The organism is Pseudomonas donghuensis (assembly GCF_000259195.1).
In the GTDB taxonomy this organism is placed as follows: Bacteria; Pseudomonadota; Gammaproteobacteria; order Pseudomonadales; family Pseudomonadaceae; genus Aquipseudomonas; species Aquipseudomonas donghuensis.
Map to the genome: position 1 here is coordinate 48837 of NZ_JH650778.1, position 15299 is coordinate 64135.

Genomic DNA, 15299 nt, shown 5'->3' on the forward strand with positions numbered 1-15299 from the left:
GGGTTAAAGGCTGCCGGCAAGGATGGCGGCATAGCCTTCCTTGTAGCTTGGGTACTGTGGCGCCCAGCCCAGTGCCCGGGCCCGGGCGTTGCTGCAACGCTTGCTGCCGGTGCGCCGCACCCGCTCCTGTTCCGACCACTGGGTAACGCCCATGTACTCACGCAGCCAGGCGACCACGTCAAACAATGGCGCCGGCGCGTCGTCGACGCCGATGTAACAATCGTCCAGGGCATCGCCCCGGTGATCGGCCTTGAGCAGAAAAGCCAGCAGCCCGGCCGCATCTTCAGCATGAATGCGGTTGCCGTACAGCGGTGGCTCTTCCGTCACCCGATAGCCCTGGCGGACCTGGCTCAGCAACCATTCGCGGCCCGGCCCGTAGATGCCGGTGAGGCGCACGATGGTAGCGGGAATACCGCTGGCCAAAGCCAGGCGCTCGGCTTCGAGCATGACCTTGCCCGAATAGCCTTCAGGCTCCACGGCAGCGCTTTCATCAATCCACTCACCGTCCTTCTGCGCATACACGCTGCTGCTCGAGACAAACAGCAGACGCCGCGGCGCTTGCTTGCGCTCGGCCAGCCAGCCCAGCACGTTGCGCAGGCCGTCAACATAAGCAGCTTGATAGCCGGCTTCGTCATGCTGGCTCGCCGCGACGCTGTAGACCAGGTAATCCGGCGCGTCAACCGGCCAGGCGGCCGGACAGCGCGGATCGTTCAAGTCGGCCGCGATGGCCGCCACCCCTTCTGGCAATTGGCCAACACTGCGGCGCAGGCCGCTCACCGGCCAGCCAGAAGCCAGCAATTGCTTGGCCAGACGGCCACCGACATCGCCACAACCGACGATCAGAACTGAGGGCGCAGACATCCCGAAACTCCGTAAATCAAAGGCCCAGCCTATCCAAATAAATCGATAGGCGGCTAGCTATGGTGGAAAAAAAGTAACTTTATTACTTCTGCTAACAAGAATTACTTGCAATAATGGCTACCCAATTTTGTTCTCGGCCTGTCTCGAGGCCTGGAAGGACAACCACCTCTTTCTTCTTCATCAGGTCAGGCCAGCATGACACGTATCCAACCTTCCGCTTCGCCAACCATGTCGCGCGCATGGCGCGCCATTGCCGCGCTGATGTTCAGCCTGGTGATGGCACCCGTCGCTCTGGCCGATGAGCCAACTACCGCTCCCGCCACTCCAGCCGCTGCTGTAGCACCGGCCGCGCCAGGCGCCGAACAGGCTGCAGCGACCGACTCGGCTGCCGCGCCTGCCCCTGCACCGATCGATGGCCAGGTAGCCAACCCTGCCGACGAAAGCGTTGAAGCACTGGTTGAAGACACCAGCCTGGGCATGGCCCACGACCTGTCGCCGTGGGGCATGTACAAAAACGCCGACATCGTGGTCAAGATCGTCATGATCGGCCTGGCTATCGCCTCGATCATCACCTGGACCATCTGGATCGCCAAAGGCTTCGAGCTGCTGGGCGCCAAGCGCCGCCTGCGGGGCGAGATCGCTGCACTCAAACGCGCGACCACCCTCAAGGAAGCCAGCGACAGTGCCAGCAAAGAAGGCACCCTGGCCCATGTCCTGGTCCACGATGCCCTGGATGAAATGCGCCTCTCGGCCAATTCCCGCGAGAAAGAAGGCATCAAGGAGCGCGTCAGTTTCCGCCTCGAGCGCCTGGTCGCCGCCAGCGGCCGCAACATGAGCAGCGGCACCGGCGTGCTGGCCACCATCGGTTCCACCGCACCGTTCGTCGGTCTGTTCGGTACCGTCTGGGGCATCATGAACAGCTTCATCGGCATCGCCAAAACCCAGACCACCAACCTTGCCGTGGTTGCCCCAGGTATCGCCGAAGCATTGCTGGCGACCGCCCTGGGCCTGGTTGCAGCAATTCCTGCCGTGGTCATCTACAACGTCTTCGCCCGCTCCATCGCCGGCTACAAGGCCCAGGTGTCCGATGCCTCGGCCGAGGTCCTGCTGCTGGTCAGCCGCGACCTGGATCACCAGCCAGGCGAACGCGCAGTTGCACCTCACATGGTCAAAGTGGGCTAAGCCATGGGCCTGCATCTGAACGAAGGTGGCGACGACCTCGCCGAAAACCACGAAATCAACGTTACGCCGTTCATCGACGTGATGTTGGTCCTGCTGATCATCTTCATGGTGGCAGCGCCACTGGCAACCGTCGACATCAAGGTCGACCTGCCAGCCTCGACCGCCAAACCTGCGCCGAGGCCCGAGAAACCGGTGTTCCTCAGCGTCAAGGCTGACCAGAAACTCTACGTCGGCGACGATCAGGTCCAGCCTGACCAGCTCGGGGCGATTCTCGACGCCAAGACCAAGGGCGACAAGGACACCACGATCTTCTTCCAGGCTGACAAAGGCGTGGATTACGGCGATCTGATGGAAGTCATGAACACGCTGCGCGCGGCCGGTTACCTGAAAGTCGGTCTGGTCGGCCTTGAGACGGCAGCCAAGAAATGATCAAGACGCGGCATAAGCTGGCGCGTTACAGCAGTAGTCTGGCGATTGTGCTGGGTATCCATGCCGTTGCCGTGTTGCTGACGCTCAATTGGTCGGTACCCCAAGCGATCGAGTTGCCGCCTGCGGCAATGATGATCGAAATGGCACCGATGCCCGAACCGGCACCGCCACCTCCACCGAAGGTGGTCACACCGCCACAGCCGCCAGCGCCGGTCGAAGAACCGCCGCTGCCGAAACTGGCCGAGGCGCCAAAACCGAAAATCGCCATCGCCAAGCCGGTCAAGCCGAAGGCCAAACCGCAGCCGCCCAAGCCTGAGAAAAAGCCTGAGCCGCCGCAGGAGAAGCCCGCCGACGAGGAAGTGGTCGATACACCGCCAACTACCGCGCCGACACAGAAATCGGCGGCCCCGGCACCGAGCATCGCCACCAACAGCAATGCCTTGCCGACCTGGCAAAGCGACCTGCTGCGTCACCTGGCGAAGTACAAGCGCTACCCGGAAAACGCCCGGCGCCTGCGTATGGAAGGCATCAACCGTCTGCGCTTTGTGGTCGATGGCGAGGGCAAGATCCTTTCCTACGCCCTGGCCGGTGGTTCGGGCAGCGCGGCACTGGATCGGGCGACCCTGGAGATGATCCGCCGCGCGCAACCGGTACCACCGCCACCAAAGGAATTGCTCAACAACGGCAGCATTGAAGTGATCGCGCCTTTCGTCTACTCGCTGGACAAACGCTAACGCTTTGTTTCTGTCACAAACGAGCAAGTCTGATAACGTGCGTCTATCGATTGCAGCCGCTATGCTGGGGCCGCAACTTCATGGACGCACGTTATGACCCTCACAGAATTGCGCTACATCGTCACCCTCGCCCAGGAGCAGCACTTCGGCCATGCCGCCGAGCGCTGCCACGTCAGTCAGCCGACGCTGTCGGTCGGCGTGAAGAAGCTTGAGGACGAGCTGGGTGTACTGATCTTCGAGCGCAGCAAAAGCGCGGTGCGCCTGACCCCGGTCGGCGAAGGCATCGTTGCCCAGGCGCAAAAGGTGCTTGAGCAGGCCCAGGGCATTCGCGAGCTGGCCCAGGCCGGCAAGAACCAGCTGACCGCCCCGCTGAAAGTCGGCGCGATCTACACCGTCGGCCCCTACCTGTTCCCGCACCTGATCCCGCAACTGCACCGGGTCGCCCCGCAGATGCCGTTGTACATCGAAGAGAACTTCACCCACGTACTGCGCGACAAGCTGCGCAATGGCGAGCTGGATGCAGTGATCATCGCCCTGCCGTTCAACGAAGCCGATGTCCTGACCCTGCCGCTGTACGACGAACCTTTCTACGTGCTGATGCCCAGCGAGCATCCGTGGACCCAGAAAGAAACCATCGACGCCGGCCTGCTCAACGACAAGAGCCTGCTGCTGCTCGGTGAAGGCCACTGCTTCCGTGACCAGGTGCTCGAGGCCTGCCCGACCCTGGCCAAGGGCAGCGACGGCGCCAAGCACACCACGGTCGAATCCAGCTCGCTGGAGACCATTCGTCACATGGTCGCTTCAGGCCTCGGTGTGTCGATCCTGCCGCTGTCGGCAGTGCACAGCCATCATTACGCCCCGGGCGTGATCGAAGTGCGCCCCCTGAGCCCACCGGCACCGTTTCGTACCGTCGCCATCGCCTGGCGCGCCAGCTTCCCGCGGCCCAAGGCGATCGAGATCCTCGCTGACTCGATCCGCTTGTGCTCGGTCGCCAAACCCGCCGCGAGCCAGTAGGAAAGCGCCATGCCGGAGTTGTCCCAGGTCTCGGTGACCGCGCTCAAGGGTGTCGGCGAGGCCATGGCCGAGAAGCTCGCCAAGGTCGGCCTGGAAAACCTTCAGGACGTGCTGTTCCACCTGCCGCTGCGCTATCAGGACCGTACTCGCGTGGTGCCCATCGGCGCCCTGCGTCCGGGCCAGGATGCAGTGATCGAAGGCGTGGTCAGTGGCACCGACGTGGTCATGGGCAAGCGCCGCAGCCTGCTGGTGCGCCTGGGCGACGGCAGCGGCGTGCTCAGCCTGCGTTTTTACCATTTCAGCAACGCCCAGAAGGAAGGCCTCAAGCGTGGCACCCACTTGCGCTGCTACGGTGAAGCCCGCCCAGGTGCCTCGGGCCTGGAAATCTACCACCCGGAGTACCGCGCGCTGACCGGCGACGAGCCGGCCCCGGTGGAACAGACCCTGACACCGATCTACCCGACCACCGAAGGCCTGACCCAGCAGCGCCTGCGCCAGCTGTGCCAACAGAGCCTGGCGCTGCTGGGCCCGCGCAGCCTGCCGGACTGGCTGCCGGAAGAACTGGCCCGGGACTATCGACTGGCACCGCTGGACGACGCGATCCGCTACCTGCATCACCCACCCGCCGATGCCGATGTCGACGAGCTTGCCGAAGGCCAGCACTGGGCCCAGCACCGCCTGGCATTCGAAGAACTGCTGACCCACCAGCTGTCCCAGCAGCGCCTGCGCGAAAGCCTGCGTGCCCAGCGTGCGCCGGTACTGCCCAAGGCCAGCCGCTTGCCACAGCAGTACCTGGCCAACCTCGGTTTTGCGCCGACAGGCGCACAGCAGCGGGTCGGCAACGAGATTGCCTACGACCTCAGCCAGCCGGAGCCAATGCTGCGCCTGGTCCAGGGAGACGTTGGCGCGGGCAAGACCGTGGTCGCCGCCCTGGCCGCGCTGCAGGCGCTGGAGGCCGGTTACCAGGTGGCGCTGATGGCGCCCACCGAGATCCTCGCCGAACAACACTTCATCACCTTCAAGCGCTGGCTCGAGCCGCTGGGCATCGAAGTCGCCTGGCTGGCCGGCAAGCTCAAGGGCAAGGCGCGCGCCAGCGCCCTGGAGCAGATCGCCGCCGGCGCACCGATGGTGGTCGGCACCCATGCCTTGTTCCAGGAAGAGGTGAAGTTCAACAACCTGGCCCTGGCGATCATCGACGAACAGCACCGCTTCGGCGTGCAACAGCGCCTGGCCCTGCGCCAGAAAGGCGTGGGCGGCCAACTTTGCCCACACCAGTTGATCATGACCGCCACGCCGATCCCGCGCACCCTGGCAATGAGCGCCTATGCCGACCTGGATACGTCAATCCTCGACGAGCTGCCGCCAGGCCGCACCCCGGTCAATACCGTGCTGGTGGCTGACAGCCGGCGTTTCGAGGTGGTCGAGCGGGTCCGTGCGGCCTGTGCCGAAGGGCGTCAGACCTACTGGGTATGCACCCTGATCGAAGAGTCCGAAGAGCTCACCTGCCAGGCCGCCGAGACCACCTTCGAGGAGCTCAGCAGCGCCTTGGGCGAATTGCGCGTCGGCCTGATTCACGGGCGCATGAAGCCTGCGGAAAAAGCCGCGGTGATGGCCGAGTTCAAGCAGGGCAACCTGCAACTGCTGGTGGCGACCACGGTGATCGAGGTGGGGGTCGACGTGCCCAACGCCAGCCTGATGATCATCGAGAACCCCGAGCGCCTGGGCCTGGCACAGTTGCACCAGCTGCGCGGCCGGGTTGGCCGCGGCAGCGCGGTGAGCCACTGCGTGCTGCTGTATCACCCGCCGCTGTCGCAGATCGGCCGCGAACGCCTGGGGATCATGCGCGAAACCAACGACGGCTTCATCATCGCCGAAAAGGACCTGGAGCTGCGCGGCCCCGGCGAAATGCTCGGCACCCGCCAGACCGGCCTGCTGCAATTCAAGGTCGCCGACCTGATGCGCGATGCCGATCTGCTGCCCGCCGTGCGCGATGCCGCCCAGGCCCTGCTGGCGCGTTGGCCGTCGCACGTGAGCCCGTTGCTGGAGCGCTGGCTGCGTCACGGCCAGCAATATGGCCAAGTGTGACGGCCGTCCCAGATTGCAGCCAGCCCAAGGTTCAAGCTGGTTATACTCATGCGATTGAAAAAATTTTGGATACAGACCATGACTGAAGTTGCTCTGGACACCGCAACCCCCCACGCTCCGTCTGTTATCCGGTTGCTGCTCGACAAGCTCGGCATCGCCTACCGCGAAGTGAGCGAACACCCGCAGCTGCCGGCCGCCGCCAAAGTGCAGGCCGTACTGCTGGATGACGAAATCGGCGCGCTGATGGTGCTGTTCCCGCAGAACCAGTTGCTGGACCTCAGCCGCCTGACCGAGCTGACCGGGCGCAAGCTGGCCGCCGTGCCGCTGGAACGCCTGCGGCACATGCTGGAAAAGCACGGCCTGAAGCTGCTCCCGGGGATTCCGGCGCTGACCAGCTCACCGTGCCTGTACGAAGAGAACCTGCTACGGCCCGAGCGCCTGCTGATTCATTCTGGCGAAGCCGGCCTGTTACTGGAAATCGAGCGCGACGACTTCAAGAAGATGCTCAGCAAAGCCAGCGCCGGCAACTTCGGCGAATTGCTGAGCAGCATCCGCCCCAACCTTGACCGCCCCCATGACGACCGCGAGGAGATCTCCCAGGCCGTCCAGGCGTTCACCGCCAGGCGTATCCAGCAGCGCCTGGAAAGCACCATCGAGATCCCGCCGCTGGCGGAAACCGCACAGAAAATCATCAAACTGCGGGTCGACCCCAACGCCACCATCGACGACATCACTGGCGTGGTCGAAACCGACCCGGCACTGGCCGCGCAAGTGGTCAGCTGGGCGGCATCGCCCTATTACGCGTCACCGGGCAAGATCCGCTCGGTGGAAGACGCTATCGTTCGCGTGCTGGGCTTTGACCTGGTGATCAACCTGGCCCTGGGCCTGGCGCTGGGCAAGACCCTGAGCCTGCCCAAGGACCACCCGCAACAGACCACGCCTTACTGGCAGCAATCGATCTACACCGCTGCGGTGATCGAAGGCCTGACCCGCGCCATGCCCCGGGCCGAGCGCCCGGAATCAGGCCTGACCTACCTGGCCGGGCTGCTGCACAACTTCGGTTACCTGTTGCTGGCACATGTGTTCCCGCCGCATTTCTCGCTGATCTGCCGGCACCTGGAGGTCAATCCGCACCTGTGCCACAGCTACGTCGAGCAGCACCTGCTGGGCATCAGCCGCGAGCAGATCGGCGCCTGGCTGATGCGCTACTGGGACATGCCGGAGGAGCTGTCCACCGCCCTGCGCTTCCAGCACGACCCGACCTACGCCGGCGACTACGCCGCCTTCCCCAACCTGGTATGCCTGGCGGTGCGCCTGCTGCGTTCGCGCGGGATCGGCTCGGGGCCGCAGGAAAGCATCCCCGATGAGCTGCTCGAGCGCCTGAACCTGACCCGTGAGAAGGCCGAGGATGTCGTCAACAAGGTACTGGAAGCCGAAGCCATGCTGCGTGAGCTGGCCTCGCAGTTCAGCCAGCACTGAGGCATGAGCCTGACCCTGGCGGTCAGGCCTTCTTTTTCGGTTTCAGGTACTTCATCAGCCCCTGGAACCAGATCACCAGCGCCGGGTTGCCCTTGATCTGGATGCTCTTGTCCTGAATCCCCTGCATGAAAGCCAACTGCTTGTTCTTGGCCTGCAGGGTGGCAAAGCCGAACGCAGCATCCTTGAAGGCGATGGCAAAGGCCGGCGCAGGGTGGCTGCCGGACTTGCTGCTGATGCGCAGGTCCTTGACGATGAAATGGCGCGCCGCCTTGCCATCGAGGGTCTGCAGCTGGAACACCAGGTCCTTGTCGGCCAGTTGCTGCTGGAAGGCAGGGTTGTTGCGGCTGGCCTTGGCCATCAGCAAGCCCATGGCCCAAAGGAGAAAGCGAAACTTCATGTGCACGCCTCGGCTAAAAAGTGACTGGCGAAGCAGTTTATAGTCTCGCTACAAAAACGCCATAGTTCTCTGCGCTTTACCCGATGATAGCCGCTGATTGCCTTGCAACCGGGTTGTTCACTGGCGCCTGACCTTGCTCAGCAGGTGCAAAACCAGCTGGTTCGCGCCGATTGCCGCCAATGCCGTGAAAAACCCCAGCACGCTGCAAAACAGCGCGCGCAGCGGATGCTGCGGCAGCAGGTACAAGAGGATCGCAGCAGGAATGGCGGCCGCCAGCAGCAACCGCCACTTGAGCCGAGGCACCAGCGCGATCACCAGGTTCATCAGCACCACGAAGTAGAAGATCAGGTACATGCCCATGCCAATCGCGACCCCGCGTGACATCAACCCACCGGCCATCTGCCTGTACATCGTCATGCCGGTATTGTGCAGCAACAGGTAAGTGACAATGGCCAACACGTGCACAGTCAGGGCGATTGCCAGGCGATAGGGGCGAGTTACAGGCATTTCTGCACCACATCCTCGACCACGCCTTTGTCGCTCAGGCGCTTGATGCCGTCCACGGCGCTATCGCGGTAACCGCTCGCCTCAAGCGCAGCTTGCTGGTAGCAAGCCATGGCGCGGGCATTGTCCTGCTGGCCAAGCTTGCCATTCTCATAGGCGTAACCAAGGTCCACCAGCCCCCTCGGCGACTCCAGTTTCGCCGATTGCTGCAAGGCTTGTAGCGCTTTGCCCGGGTTTTGGCAGGTCAAGTTCTCGGCATACTCTTCGCCGTAGCAAACAAAGTGCGCCAGCATGGCGCCGGCGTCGCGTTCAGTGCTCATGGCCGATTCCAGCAGTTGCACGATGGTCGCGTCCGGCAGCCGTTCGGCCTCTCCCGAAAAAATCAGGATGACCGCCTGCACCGCCGCTTCGTTGTTGCCCTTGGCAGCGGCACTGAGCAGGCTGTTGAGGGCGGCGTTCATCAGTTGCCCAGGGTTGTCGTAGAGCCCTGCCCTGCCCAGGTCCTCATAGAGCCTGGCACGCTCGACATCCAGCTCGCCGGCGACCTTCTCCTTGCGCCCGGTGAAGAAGCCTTCCAGGGACCAGTCGTCGATCCGCTGCAACACCCAGCACTGGCCACGGGAAAAGGTGTAGACCTTGAGCAGTTCGCCCTTGGTGTCGTGCAACACCACTTGCCGTATGCCCTCCTGCTCGACCACCAGGCCCAGTTCGGCACGCTTGGCCGGCTGCAGCAACGCCAGGGACGGGCGCTGCTCCGGGGTCAGCTTGCGAATCGACACACGCGGCTGCTTGCGCCCGGGATACACCCGTTGCTCGATCAGCGGGTCGCTCACCAGCGACTGCTGCAGCGCTTCGCTCTTGGCAAAAGCGGCGAAGAAGGCGACGAAGTCATTGTCGGAGCAATCCGGCATGTCCGCCGGCGCGGCCACGCAGGTTGTTGCACCGGCCAGCAGCAGAAGCGAACAGAGCCGCTGACACCAGGCCATCGCAAAGCCTTTCATGATTTTCCTCTGTCGATCAGCTGTTGGGTTTGAGTGCACCAGTAATCACTGAACCCCAGCCAGTAACTCAGCACATCCCAGATAAAGCGCAAGGCATGTTCCGGCTTGCGGCAATCGGCCTGTTCGTCGGCCACCTCGTAGGGCGTATTGCTGATGAAATAGTTGAGCCAATGGGGCTCCCAGTTGGGCATTTCGATCTCGAAGTGCTGATCGGCCTTGAAGAATCTGATCCAGACAATGCCGACGGTGCCGCTGTCTTCATAGTCGCGCATGTCCAGGGGGGTCTGTGAGTACAGGGGGGTGCGATAGACCTGATGGCCGTTGCTGCGGTCAGTGATGCGCAGGTAGGCCAGGTCATCGAAAGGCACCAGCCAGCCACCCACCGGTATGTTCTCCATGCGATAGCGGCCAGACTCACTGACCACTCCGTATGCACTGGGCCGGTCGATCAGCACCTGAATGTTGTACCCCACCCACAGGACCAATGCCCCGACCGCCGCCAGGACGAAATAGCGCCGACGATTCAAGACTGCACCTCTTTGGCCGCTGGCAGCGGGCCCAGCCAATGGGTGATCAGTATCGCCAGCAAGGTCAGGCCACCGGCCAGGGGGCTGAAGAACATCGTGCGCACCGGGTGGTCCGGCATCAGCCAGTAGATGATCAGCGCCACCAGCGCGGCATTGAGCATGAGTTTGTGCTTGAGCTGCGGCACATGGGCAATCACCAGGCTGAAGATCACCATCACGTCGAACACCAACCAGACAATGGCGCCAGACGCCACGCCGCGGGCGGTGAAGCCGCCGTAGACCTGCTTGTAGTAATCGACCCCGATGTCGTTGAGCAGCAGGAACAGCAAACAGGCCAGCGCGTGCGCGACCAGGGCAATCAGCCAGCGGCGGGTCATCGGGCATTTCCTTGTAAGGCCTGGCACCAACTGCGCACATCGTTCCTGTCGAAGCCGGGGCAGTTGTTGTCGCGGGCGATATAGCGATAGGGGTGCGCGGTTTCGTAGGTGAAGTGGTAGTAGTTGTGCTTATCCTGACCGTACAGCCAGTACGACGAGGAGCCCTGGGAAATCTGGTAGGGCTCGAAGGTCAGCATTGAGGACTCGGCGGGGATGAAGTTGTCAGGTTCCATCCATAGCAGCAGCGCGTTCCAGTACAACTGCGTGGTAACGCCTGGCAGCAGCAGGAGTACCAGCAACGCCAGAGCGAACCATCTGCCTTTGCTCATGCCGGTGGCAGGTTCGCGTAGTAGGAGCCCACCAGTTCCATGACCACCACGGTGGTCAGGCAAATGAACGTCAGCAGGCGATGCCAGAGCTGGTCACGCCAGCGCCGGTGCAGGCCGGTGAGTATCAATATCAGGCAGACAAAGGCCAGGCTGCCGAACAGGTTGCTGTCGGCGACACTCGCCAGGTAGTTGGGCAAGGTCAGACCGTCATACATGGCGTTGCCCTGCGCTAGCGGTTACTGCGAATCCTTCGATCTTCATCACGGCCCTCCCTGGACACTTCCCCGTCCTTGCGACGGGGGCCGCGTATGCTAGCCAGATGCCAGGGCGGCGGCAATAAAAAACGGGCACCTTGTACGGTGCCCGTTTTTTACTGCAATCGATCTGTGCGAGGCATCACGGATTGACGCTGTCCTTCAGGGATTTGCCTGGTTTGAAAGCAACGGTGTTGCTGGCCTTGATCTTGACCGGTTCGCCGGTTTGCGGGTTTTTACCAGTGCGGGCACCGCGGTGGCGCTGCAGGAAGGTACCGAAGCCGACCAGCGTCACGCTGTCCTTGCGATGCAGGGCGCCAGTGATTTCTTCGAGCACGGCGTTGAGCACGCGGTTAGCTTGCTCTTTGGTGAGATCGGCCTTTTCCGCAATGGCGGCGGCGAGTTCTGGTTTACGCATAGTGAAGCCTCTTTGACGGTTTTTTTGTTGTTATGCCGTGCTGCTCTTCAAGAACAGCGCCCAAGGCACCGCAGGCTCTAAACTGCGGCAGACGGGAGTGAGAATGGCATGCCCTCAGGGGCCGCGCCAGTCTCTGGGCGGCCATTGTTGGGGCAAAGGCAGGGGAAATCCGACAGAACGCCGGTTATTTACGCCATCAGCGCCGGAAGTTGCCGATTTAGAGCCAGCTTCTCCATGACCGCAGTGCCGGTCAGGGCATAGCCCAGCAACTGGCCGTCCGCATCGTGACAGAGCACCTTGAGGTCCGCACCCAGCCCTTCAACGCTCCACTGGCCTTCGCGGCCATGGGGCGGGGGCGAAACCACCAGCGGGCAGGCCGGGGTTTTCACCGTGACCGGCATCGGCCCATAGGCAACCGCTGTCGGGTTACCGGCCAGGGTTTGCGCCAATGCCCGGGCGCAGCTCATCAAGGGCATTACGTACAGCAGGTTGAGGCCATCGACTTCGGCGCAGTCGCCCAGGGCGAAGATATTGTCGTGAGAAGTGCGCATCTGACGGTCGACCACCACGCCGCGGTTGACCTGCAGCCCCGCTGCCGAGGCCAGGTCGATGCGTGGTCGCAGGCCGACCGCCGAAACCACCAGGTCGCAAGCGATCACGCTGCCGTCTGACAAGTGCGCCTCCAGGCCCTGCTCCAGCCGCTGCAGGCGGGTCAGCACCGGCCCCAGGTGGAAACGCACGCCCAGCCCCTCCAGGCCAAGCTGTACGGCGGCAGCGGCCGCCGGGTGCAGCAAGGTCGGCATGACCTGCTCGCACGGCGCCACCAGCGCGACCTGATAGCCGCCCAGGCTCATGTCATTGGCAAATTCACAACCAATCAAGCCGGCACCGAGGATCAGCACCCGTTGCTTGCCGGCTGCCGCGACACGGAAACGGGCGTAGTCTTCGAGGTCGTTGATCGGGAAAATCAGGTCGGCAGCGTCGCCTTCGACCGGCACCCGCACGGTTTCGGCGCCCCAGGCCAGGATCAGGTCCCGATAGGGCACCTGCTCCTCGCCGATCCACAGGCGCTTGTGGCCGGGGTCGATGCCGCTGATGCGGGTGTGGGTGCGCACTTCGGCCTTGAGTTGCTCGGCCATGGCGCCGGGCTCGGCCATGCTCAGGCCGTCGGCATCCTTGTTCTTGGCAAAACCGGTGGAGAGCATCGGCTTGGAATAGGAGCGGCCGTCGTCGGCAGTGATCAGCAGCAACGGCGTTTCGCCGTCGAGCTTGCGAAATTCGCGGGCCAGGTTGTAACCCGCCAGACCTGTACCGACAATCACCACTGGAGCCGTCATGCGCTGCTTTCCTTGAATCTGTTTGGAGGGGATCAGCCGATGGCGATCATTTCGAAGTCCATTTTGCCGACGCCGCAGTCCGGGCACAGCCAGTCTGCGGGTACGTCTTCCCACTTGGTCCCTGGAGCGATACCGTCATCCGGCCAGCCCTCGGCCTCATCGTAGATCAGGCCACAGACGATACATTGCCACTTTTTCATTACGCACTTCCTCAAAGAACTCAGGCTTTGGAGTGGCCGCTCTGGTGAACATTACAATGGCGACCATCAAAGAGGGGCTTTGTACTGGAGCGAGGTGCCAGCATGCAAGCCGGATCGGGCAATCATGCTAAGCTCGGCGTCTCTCTGGCCTGTTATTCGATACCGCCGTGCCGTACGAAACATTGCAAGCGCCCGCTGCATTCTGGCTGCAGCACCCTGACGTGGCAGACAACACCCCGCCCGCGACCCTCGACTGGTTGTTCGACCAGGGCTCCCTGACCCGCCGCCTGATTCAATTATCCGCCGATCACTTTTCTGTTACACCTCTTTGCGAGGGTTGGCAGCGCTTGCGCGACGATGAATGCCTGGCCCTCGATCTGCCCCTGGGCAGCGAAGGCTGGGTGCGCGAGGTGTACCTGCGCGGCCATGGCCAGCCCTGGGTGTTTGCCCGCAGCGTGGCCGCGCGCAGCTCGCTGGAAAGCGGCGGCCTGGACCTGGCAGCACTGGGCAGCCGCTCACTGGGTGAACTGCTGTTCTGCGAAAAGGGATTTGCTCGGCGGCCCATCGAGGTCTGTCACTACCCACACGCCTGGCTGCCGGCGGAGCAACGCCATGAAGGCTTGTGGGGACGTCGCTCACGCTTCGACCGTGGCACCTTGAGCGTGCTGGTGGCTGAAGTGTTCTTGCCTACGCTGTGGATTGCTGCCGATAAACCCTCGGAGAACCGCTGATGTACCTGCAGCTGCTCAAGTCGTTCAATCGTCTGCATCCCCGGGCCTGGGACTTCATCCAGCTGAGCCGGATGGACCGCCCGATCGGCATCTACCTGCTGCTGTGGCCGACCCTCTCGGCAGTCTGGATTGCCGCCAAGGGCACGCCGACCGTCGCCAACGTGCTGATTTTCACCCTCGGCGTGGTACTGATGCGTGCCGCAGGTTGCGCAATCAACGACTTTGCCGACCGCAAGGTCGATGGCCACGTCAAACGCACCGCCGACCGTCCGCTGGCTGCTGGGCGGGTCAATGCCCGCGAGGCGCTGATTCTGTTTGCCACGCTGGTCGGGGTGAGCTTCTTGCTGGTGCTGTGCACCAACGCCACCACGGTGTGGCTGTCGTTCGGTGCCGTGGCGCTGGCGGCCTGTTACCCGTTCATGAAGCGCTACACCTACTACCCACAGGTAGTACTGGGGGCGGCCTATTCCTGGGGCATCCCCATGGCCTTCACCGCCGCCACCGGCGAGCTGCCGGCCATTGCCTGGCTGCTGTACATCGCCAACCTGCTGTGGACCGTGGGTTACGACACCTACTACGCCATGGTCGACCGCGATGACGACCTCAAGATCGGGGTCAAATCCACTGCCATCCTGTTCGGCGAAGCCGATCGGGTGATCATTCTGACCTTGCAGGTGCTGTCGCTGGGCTGCCTGCTGCTGGCCGGCAACCGCTTCGAACTGGGCGGCTGGTTCCACCTGGGGCTGGTGGCGGCGTTGCTGTGCTTTGCCTGGGAGTTCTGGTCAACGCGCAAGCTGGACCGCGAGTCGTGCTTCAAGGCCTTCCTGCACAACCACTGGGCGGGGCTGCTGATCTTTATTGGCATCGTGCTGGATTACAGCTTCTGATTGTTTCGCGGGGCAAGCCTGCTCCTACAGGAGCCGGTTTACCCCGCGATGAAGCCACTAGGGTTTGGCAACGTGCCAGACATCTTTCATGCCATCGCCCATGGTATCCCCCGCCTTCTTGTCTTTAACGAAGGTATACAACGGCTTGCCGTCGTAGGCCCATTGCATCGAGCCGTCATCGCGCTTGATCTGCGTCCACTTGCCCTCGGCTTTTTCTCCTGCCTTGACCATCAATGGCGGCCAGTTTTTGGCACACTCGCCACTGCACATGGATGTGCCTCCGGTATCCTTGTCAAAGGTGTAAAGCGTCATGTCGGAATGATCGACCAGCATGCCGTTCTTCTCCATGGCATGATCAGCCAGAGCCACTCCCGGCAGCGCCAAGACAACTGCAGTGAATAGAGCCATCCAGTTCAGCGTATGTCGTGTCATTGGATTCACCGTAAAGCTCGGGAAAGGGAATTTAAGCCTAGCCCAGTAACAGAATGTTGCTGCAACGGCCCCCGAGCTGTCACACGACTGCAATAATTCCGTTATCTAATGCGGGCCAAGA

At 62.7% G+C, this 15299-nt stretch carries 20 protein-coding genes; 8 read left to right on the plus strand and 12 right to left on the minus strand.

Annotated features, from left to right (window positions below):
- Positions 1-3 precede the first annotated feature (3 nt).
- Positions 4-861 carry an SDR family oxidoreductase gene (locus tag UW3_RS0122650; RefSeq protein WP_010225909.1) on the minus strand — a complete coding sequence of 286 codons (858 nt, stop codon included), beginning with the start codon at positions 859-861 and terminating at the stop codon, positions 4-6.
- Positions 862-1056: 195 nt separating this feature from the next.
- Between UW3_RS0122650 and exbB the strand changes: the two genes are divergently transcribed.
- The 6 genes from exbB (at position 1057) to UW3_RS0122680 (ending at position 7784) form a co-directional block, all read left to right on the plus strand.
- Positions 1057-2043, plus strand: coding sequence for a tonB-system energizer ExbB (gene exbB / locus UW3_RS0122655; RefSeq protein WP_010225910.1), 987 nt, complete (start codon positions 1057-1059; stop codon positions 2041-2043).
- A 3-nt stretch (positions 2044-2046) separates the two neighbouring features.
- On the plus strand, positions 2047-2472 hold the full coding sequence (gene exbD, locus UW3_RS0122660; protein ID WP_010225911.1) for a TonB system transport protein ExbD: 426 nt from the start codon (positions 2047-2049) through the stop codon (positions 2470-2472).
- Positions 2469-3206, plus strand: coding sequence for an energy transducer TonB (locus UW3_RS0122665; protein ID WP_010225912.1), 738 nt, complete (start codon positions 2469-2471; stop codon positions 3204-3206). The genes exbD and UW3_RS0122665 overlap by 4 nt, the downstream gene beginning before the upstream one ends.
- A gap of 93 nt (positions 3207-3299) precedes the next feature.
- Positions 3300-4220 (plus strand): hydrogen peroxide-inducible genes activator, encoded by a 921-nt coding sequence (locus UW3_RS0122670; RefSeq protein WP_010225913.1) that lies wholly within the window; start codon positions 3300-3302, stop codon positions 4218-4220.
- Between the two features lie 9 nt (positions 4221-4229).
- Positions 4230-6305 (plus strand): ATP-dependent DNA helicase RecG, encoded by a 2076-nt coding sequence (gene recG / locus UW3_RS0122675; protein ID WP_010225915.1) that lies wholly within the window; start codon positions 4230-4232, stop codon positions 6303-6305.
- 78 nt (positions 6306-6383) lie between these two features.
- Entirely contained in the window at positions 6384-7784 is a 1401-nt protein-coding gene (locus tag UW3_RS0122680; protein ID WP_010225916.1) for an aminoacyl-tRNA deacylase and HDOD domain-containing protein, read from the plus strand.
- Positions 7785-7806: 22 nt separating this feature from the next.
- On the opposite strand, the gene UW3_RS0122685 is transcribed toward UW3_RS0122680, so the two are convergent.
- The 10 genes from UW3_RS0122685 to rubA all read right to left on the minus strand — a co-directional run bounded on the left by UW3_RS0122685 (position 7807) and on the right by rubA (position 13128).
- Positions 7807-8181: a helicase gene (locus UW3_RS0122685; protein WP_010225918.1), complete on the minus strand. Its 375-nt coding sequence runs from the start codon at positions 8179-8181 to the stop codon at positions 7807-7809.
- Positions 8182-8298: 117 nt separating this feature from the next.
- Positions 8299-8688, minus strand: coding sequence for a hypothetical protein (locus UW3_RS0122690; RefSeq protein ID WP_010225920.1), 390 nt, complete (start codon positions 8686-8688; stop codon positions 8299-8301).
- A complete protein-coding gene (locus UW3_RS0122695; protein WP_010225921.1) occupies positions 8679-9686 on the minus strand; it encodes an SEL1-like repeat protein in 1008 nt (335 codons plus the stop codon). The genes UW3_RS0122690 and UW3_RS0122695 overlap by 10 nt, the downstream gene beginning before the upstream one ends.
- On the minus strand, positions 9683-10213 hold the full coding sequence (locus tag UW3_RS27520; protein WP_010225922.1) for a hypothetical protein: 531 nt from the start codon (positions 10211-10213) through the stop codon (positions 9683-9685). The genes UW3_RS0122695 and UW3_RS27520 overlap by 4 nt, the downstream gene beginning before the upstream one ends.
- Positions 10210-10590, minus strand: a complete 381-nt coding sequence (locus tag UW3_RS27525; protein WP_010225923.1) for a hypothetical protein — start codon at positions 10588-10590, stop codon at positions 10210-10212. Before UW3_RS27525 ends, UW3_RS27520 begins: the two co-directional genes overlap by 4 nt.
- Positions 10587-10919, minus strand: a complete 333-nt coding sequence (locus tag UW3_RS0122710; RefSeq protein ID WP_010225924.1) for a hypothetical protein — start codon at positions 10917-10919, stop codon at positions 10587-10589. Before UW3_RS0122710 ends, UW3_RS27525 begins: the two co-directional genes overlap by 4 nt.
- The gene (locus UW3_RS0122715) at positions 10916-11134 is read right to left on the minus strand and encodes a hypothetical protein (RefSeq protein ID WP_010225925.1); all 219 of its coding nucleotides are present in this window, start codon (positions 11132-11134) and stop codon (positions 10916-10918) included. The genes UW3_RS0122710 and UW3_RS0122715 overlap by 4 nt, the downstream gene beginning before the upstream one ends.
- Positions 11135-11315: 181 nt before the next feature.
- A complete protein-coding gene (locus UW3_RS0122720) occupies positions 11316-11591 on the minus strand; it encodes an HU family DNA-binding protein (protein ID WP_003213368.1) in 276 nt (91 codons plus the stop codon).
- 188 nt (positions 11592-11779) lie between these two features.
- Positions 11780-12928: an NAD(P)/FAD-dependent oxidoreductase gene (locus UW3_RS0122725; RefSeq protein ID WP_010225926.1), complete on the minus strand. Its 1149-nt coding sequence runs from the start codon at positions 12926-12928 to the stop codon at positions 11780-11782.
- Positions 12929-12960: 32 nt separating this feature from the next.
- On the minus strand, positions 12961-13128 hold the full coding sequence (rubA, locus tag UW3_RS0122730; protein ID WP_010225928.1) for a rubredoxin RubA: 168 nt from the start codon (positions 13126-13128) through the stop codon (positions 12961-12963).
- Between the two features lie 167 nt (positions 13129-13295).
- Here rubA and UW3_RS0122735 point away from each other — a divergent pair, with 167 nt between their 5' ends.
- Both UW3_RS0122735 and ubiA read left to right on the plus strand, forming a co-directional pair.
- Entirely contained in the window at positions 13296-13859 is a 564-nt protein-coding gene (locus UW3_RS0122735; RefSeq protein WP_026001472.1) for a chorismate lyase, read from the plus strand.
- Positions 13859-14746 (plus strand): 4-hydroxybenzoate octaprenyltransferase, encoded by an 888-nt coding sequence (gene ubiA / locus UW3_RS0122740; protein WP_010225931.1) that lies wholly within the window; start codon positions 13859-13861, stop codon positions 14744-14746. Before UW3_RS0122735 ends, ubiA begins: the two co-directional genes overlap by 1 nt.
- Before the next feature lie 57 nt (positions 14747-14803).
- On the opposite strand, the gene UW3_RS0122745 is transcribed toward ubiA, so the two are convergent.
- A complete protein-coding gene (locus UW3_RS0122745) occupies positions 14804-15178 on the minus strand; it encodes a COG4315 family predicted lipoprotein (RefSeq protein ID WP_010225933.1) in 375 nt (124 codons plus the stop codon).
- Between the last annotated feature and the right edge of the window lie 121 nt (positions 15179-15299).

Coding starts and splice junctions, on each gene's coding strand:
- UW3_RS0122650 (WP_010225909.1), bottom strand. CDS start 861: ATGTCTGCGCCCTCAGTTCTGATCGTCGGTTGTGGCGATGTCGGTGGC.
- exbB (WP_010225910.1), top strand. CDS start 1,057: ATGACACGTATCCAACCTTCCGCTTCGCCAACCATGTCGCGCGCATGG.
- exbD (WP_010225911.1), top strand. CDS start 2,047: ATGGGCCTGCATCTGAACGAAGGTGGCGACGACCTCGCCGAAAACCAC.
- UW3_RS0122665 (WP_010225912.1), top strand. CDS start 2,469: ATGATCAAGACGCGGCATAAGCTGGCGCGTTACAGCAGTAGTCTGGCG.
- UW3_RS0122670 (WP_010225913.1), top strand. CDS start 3,300: ATGACCCTCACAGAATTGCGCTACATCGTCACCCTCGCCCAGGAGCAG.
- recG (WP_010225915.1), top strand. CDS start 4,230: ATGCCGGAGTTGTCCCAGGTCTCGGTGACCGCGCTCAAGGGTGTCGGC.
- UW3_RS0122680 (WP_010225916.1), top strand. CDS start 6,384: ATGACTGAAGTTGCTCTGGACACCGCAACCCCCCACGCTCCGTCTGTT.
- UW3_RS0122685 (WP_010225918.1), bottom strand. CDS start 8,181: ATGAAGTTTCGCTTTCTCCTTTGGGCCATGGGCTTGCTGATGGCCAAG.
- UW3_RS0122690 (WP_010225920.1), bottom strand. CDS start 8,688: ATGCCTGTAACTCGCCCCTATCGCCTGGCAATCGCCCTGACTGTGCAC.
- UW3_RS0122695 (WP_010225921.1), bottom strand. CDS start 9,686: ATGAAAGGCTTTGCGATGGCCTGGTGTCAGCGGCTCTGTTCGCTTCTG.
- UW3_RS27525 (WP_010225923.1), bottom strand. CDS start 10,590: ATGACCCGCCGCTGGCTGATTGCCCTGGTCGCGCACGCGCTGGCCTGT.
- UW3_RS0122710 (WP_010225924.1), bottom strand. CDS start 10,919: ATGAGCAAAGGCAGATGGTTCGCTCTGGCGTTGCTGGTACTCCTGCTG.
- UW3_RS0122715 (WP_010225925.1), bottom strand. CDS start 11,134: ATGTATGACGGTCTGACCTTGCCCAACTACCTGGCGAGTGTCGCCGAC.
- UW3_RS0122720 (WP_003213368.1), bottom strand. CDS start 11,591: ATGCGTAAACCAGAACTCGCCGCCGCCATTGCGGAAAAGGCCGATCTC.
- UW3_RS0122725 (WP_010225926.1), bottom strand. CDS start 12,928: ATGACGGCTCCAGTGGTGATTGTCGGTACAGGTCTGGCGGGTTACAAC.
- rubA (WP_010225928.1), bottom strand. CDS start 13,128: ATGAAAAAGTGGCAATGTATCGTCTGTGGCCTGATCTACGATGAGGCC.
- ubiA (WP_010225931.1), top strand. CDS start 13,859: ATGTACCTGCAGCTGCTCAAGTCGTTCAATCGTCTGCATCCCCGGGCC.
- UW3_RS0122745 (WP_010225933.1), bottom strand. CDS start 15,178: ATGACACGACATACGCTGAACTGGATGGCTCTATTCACTGCAGTTGTC.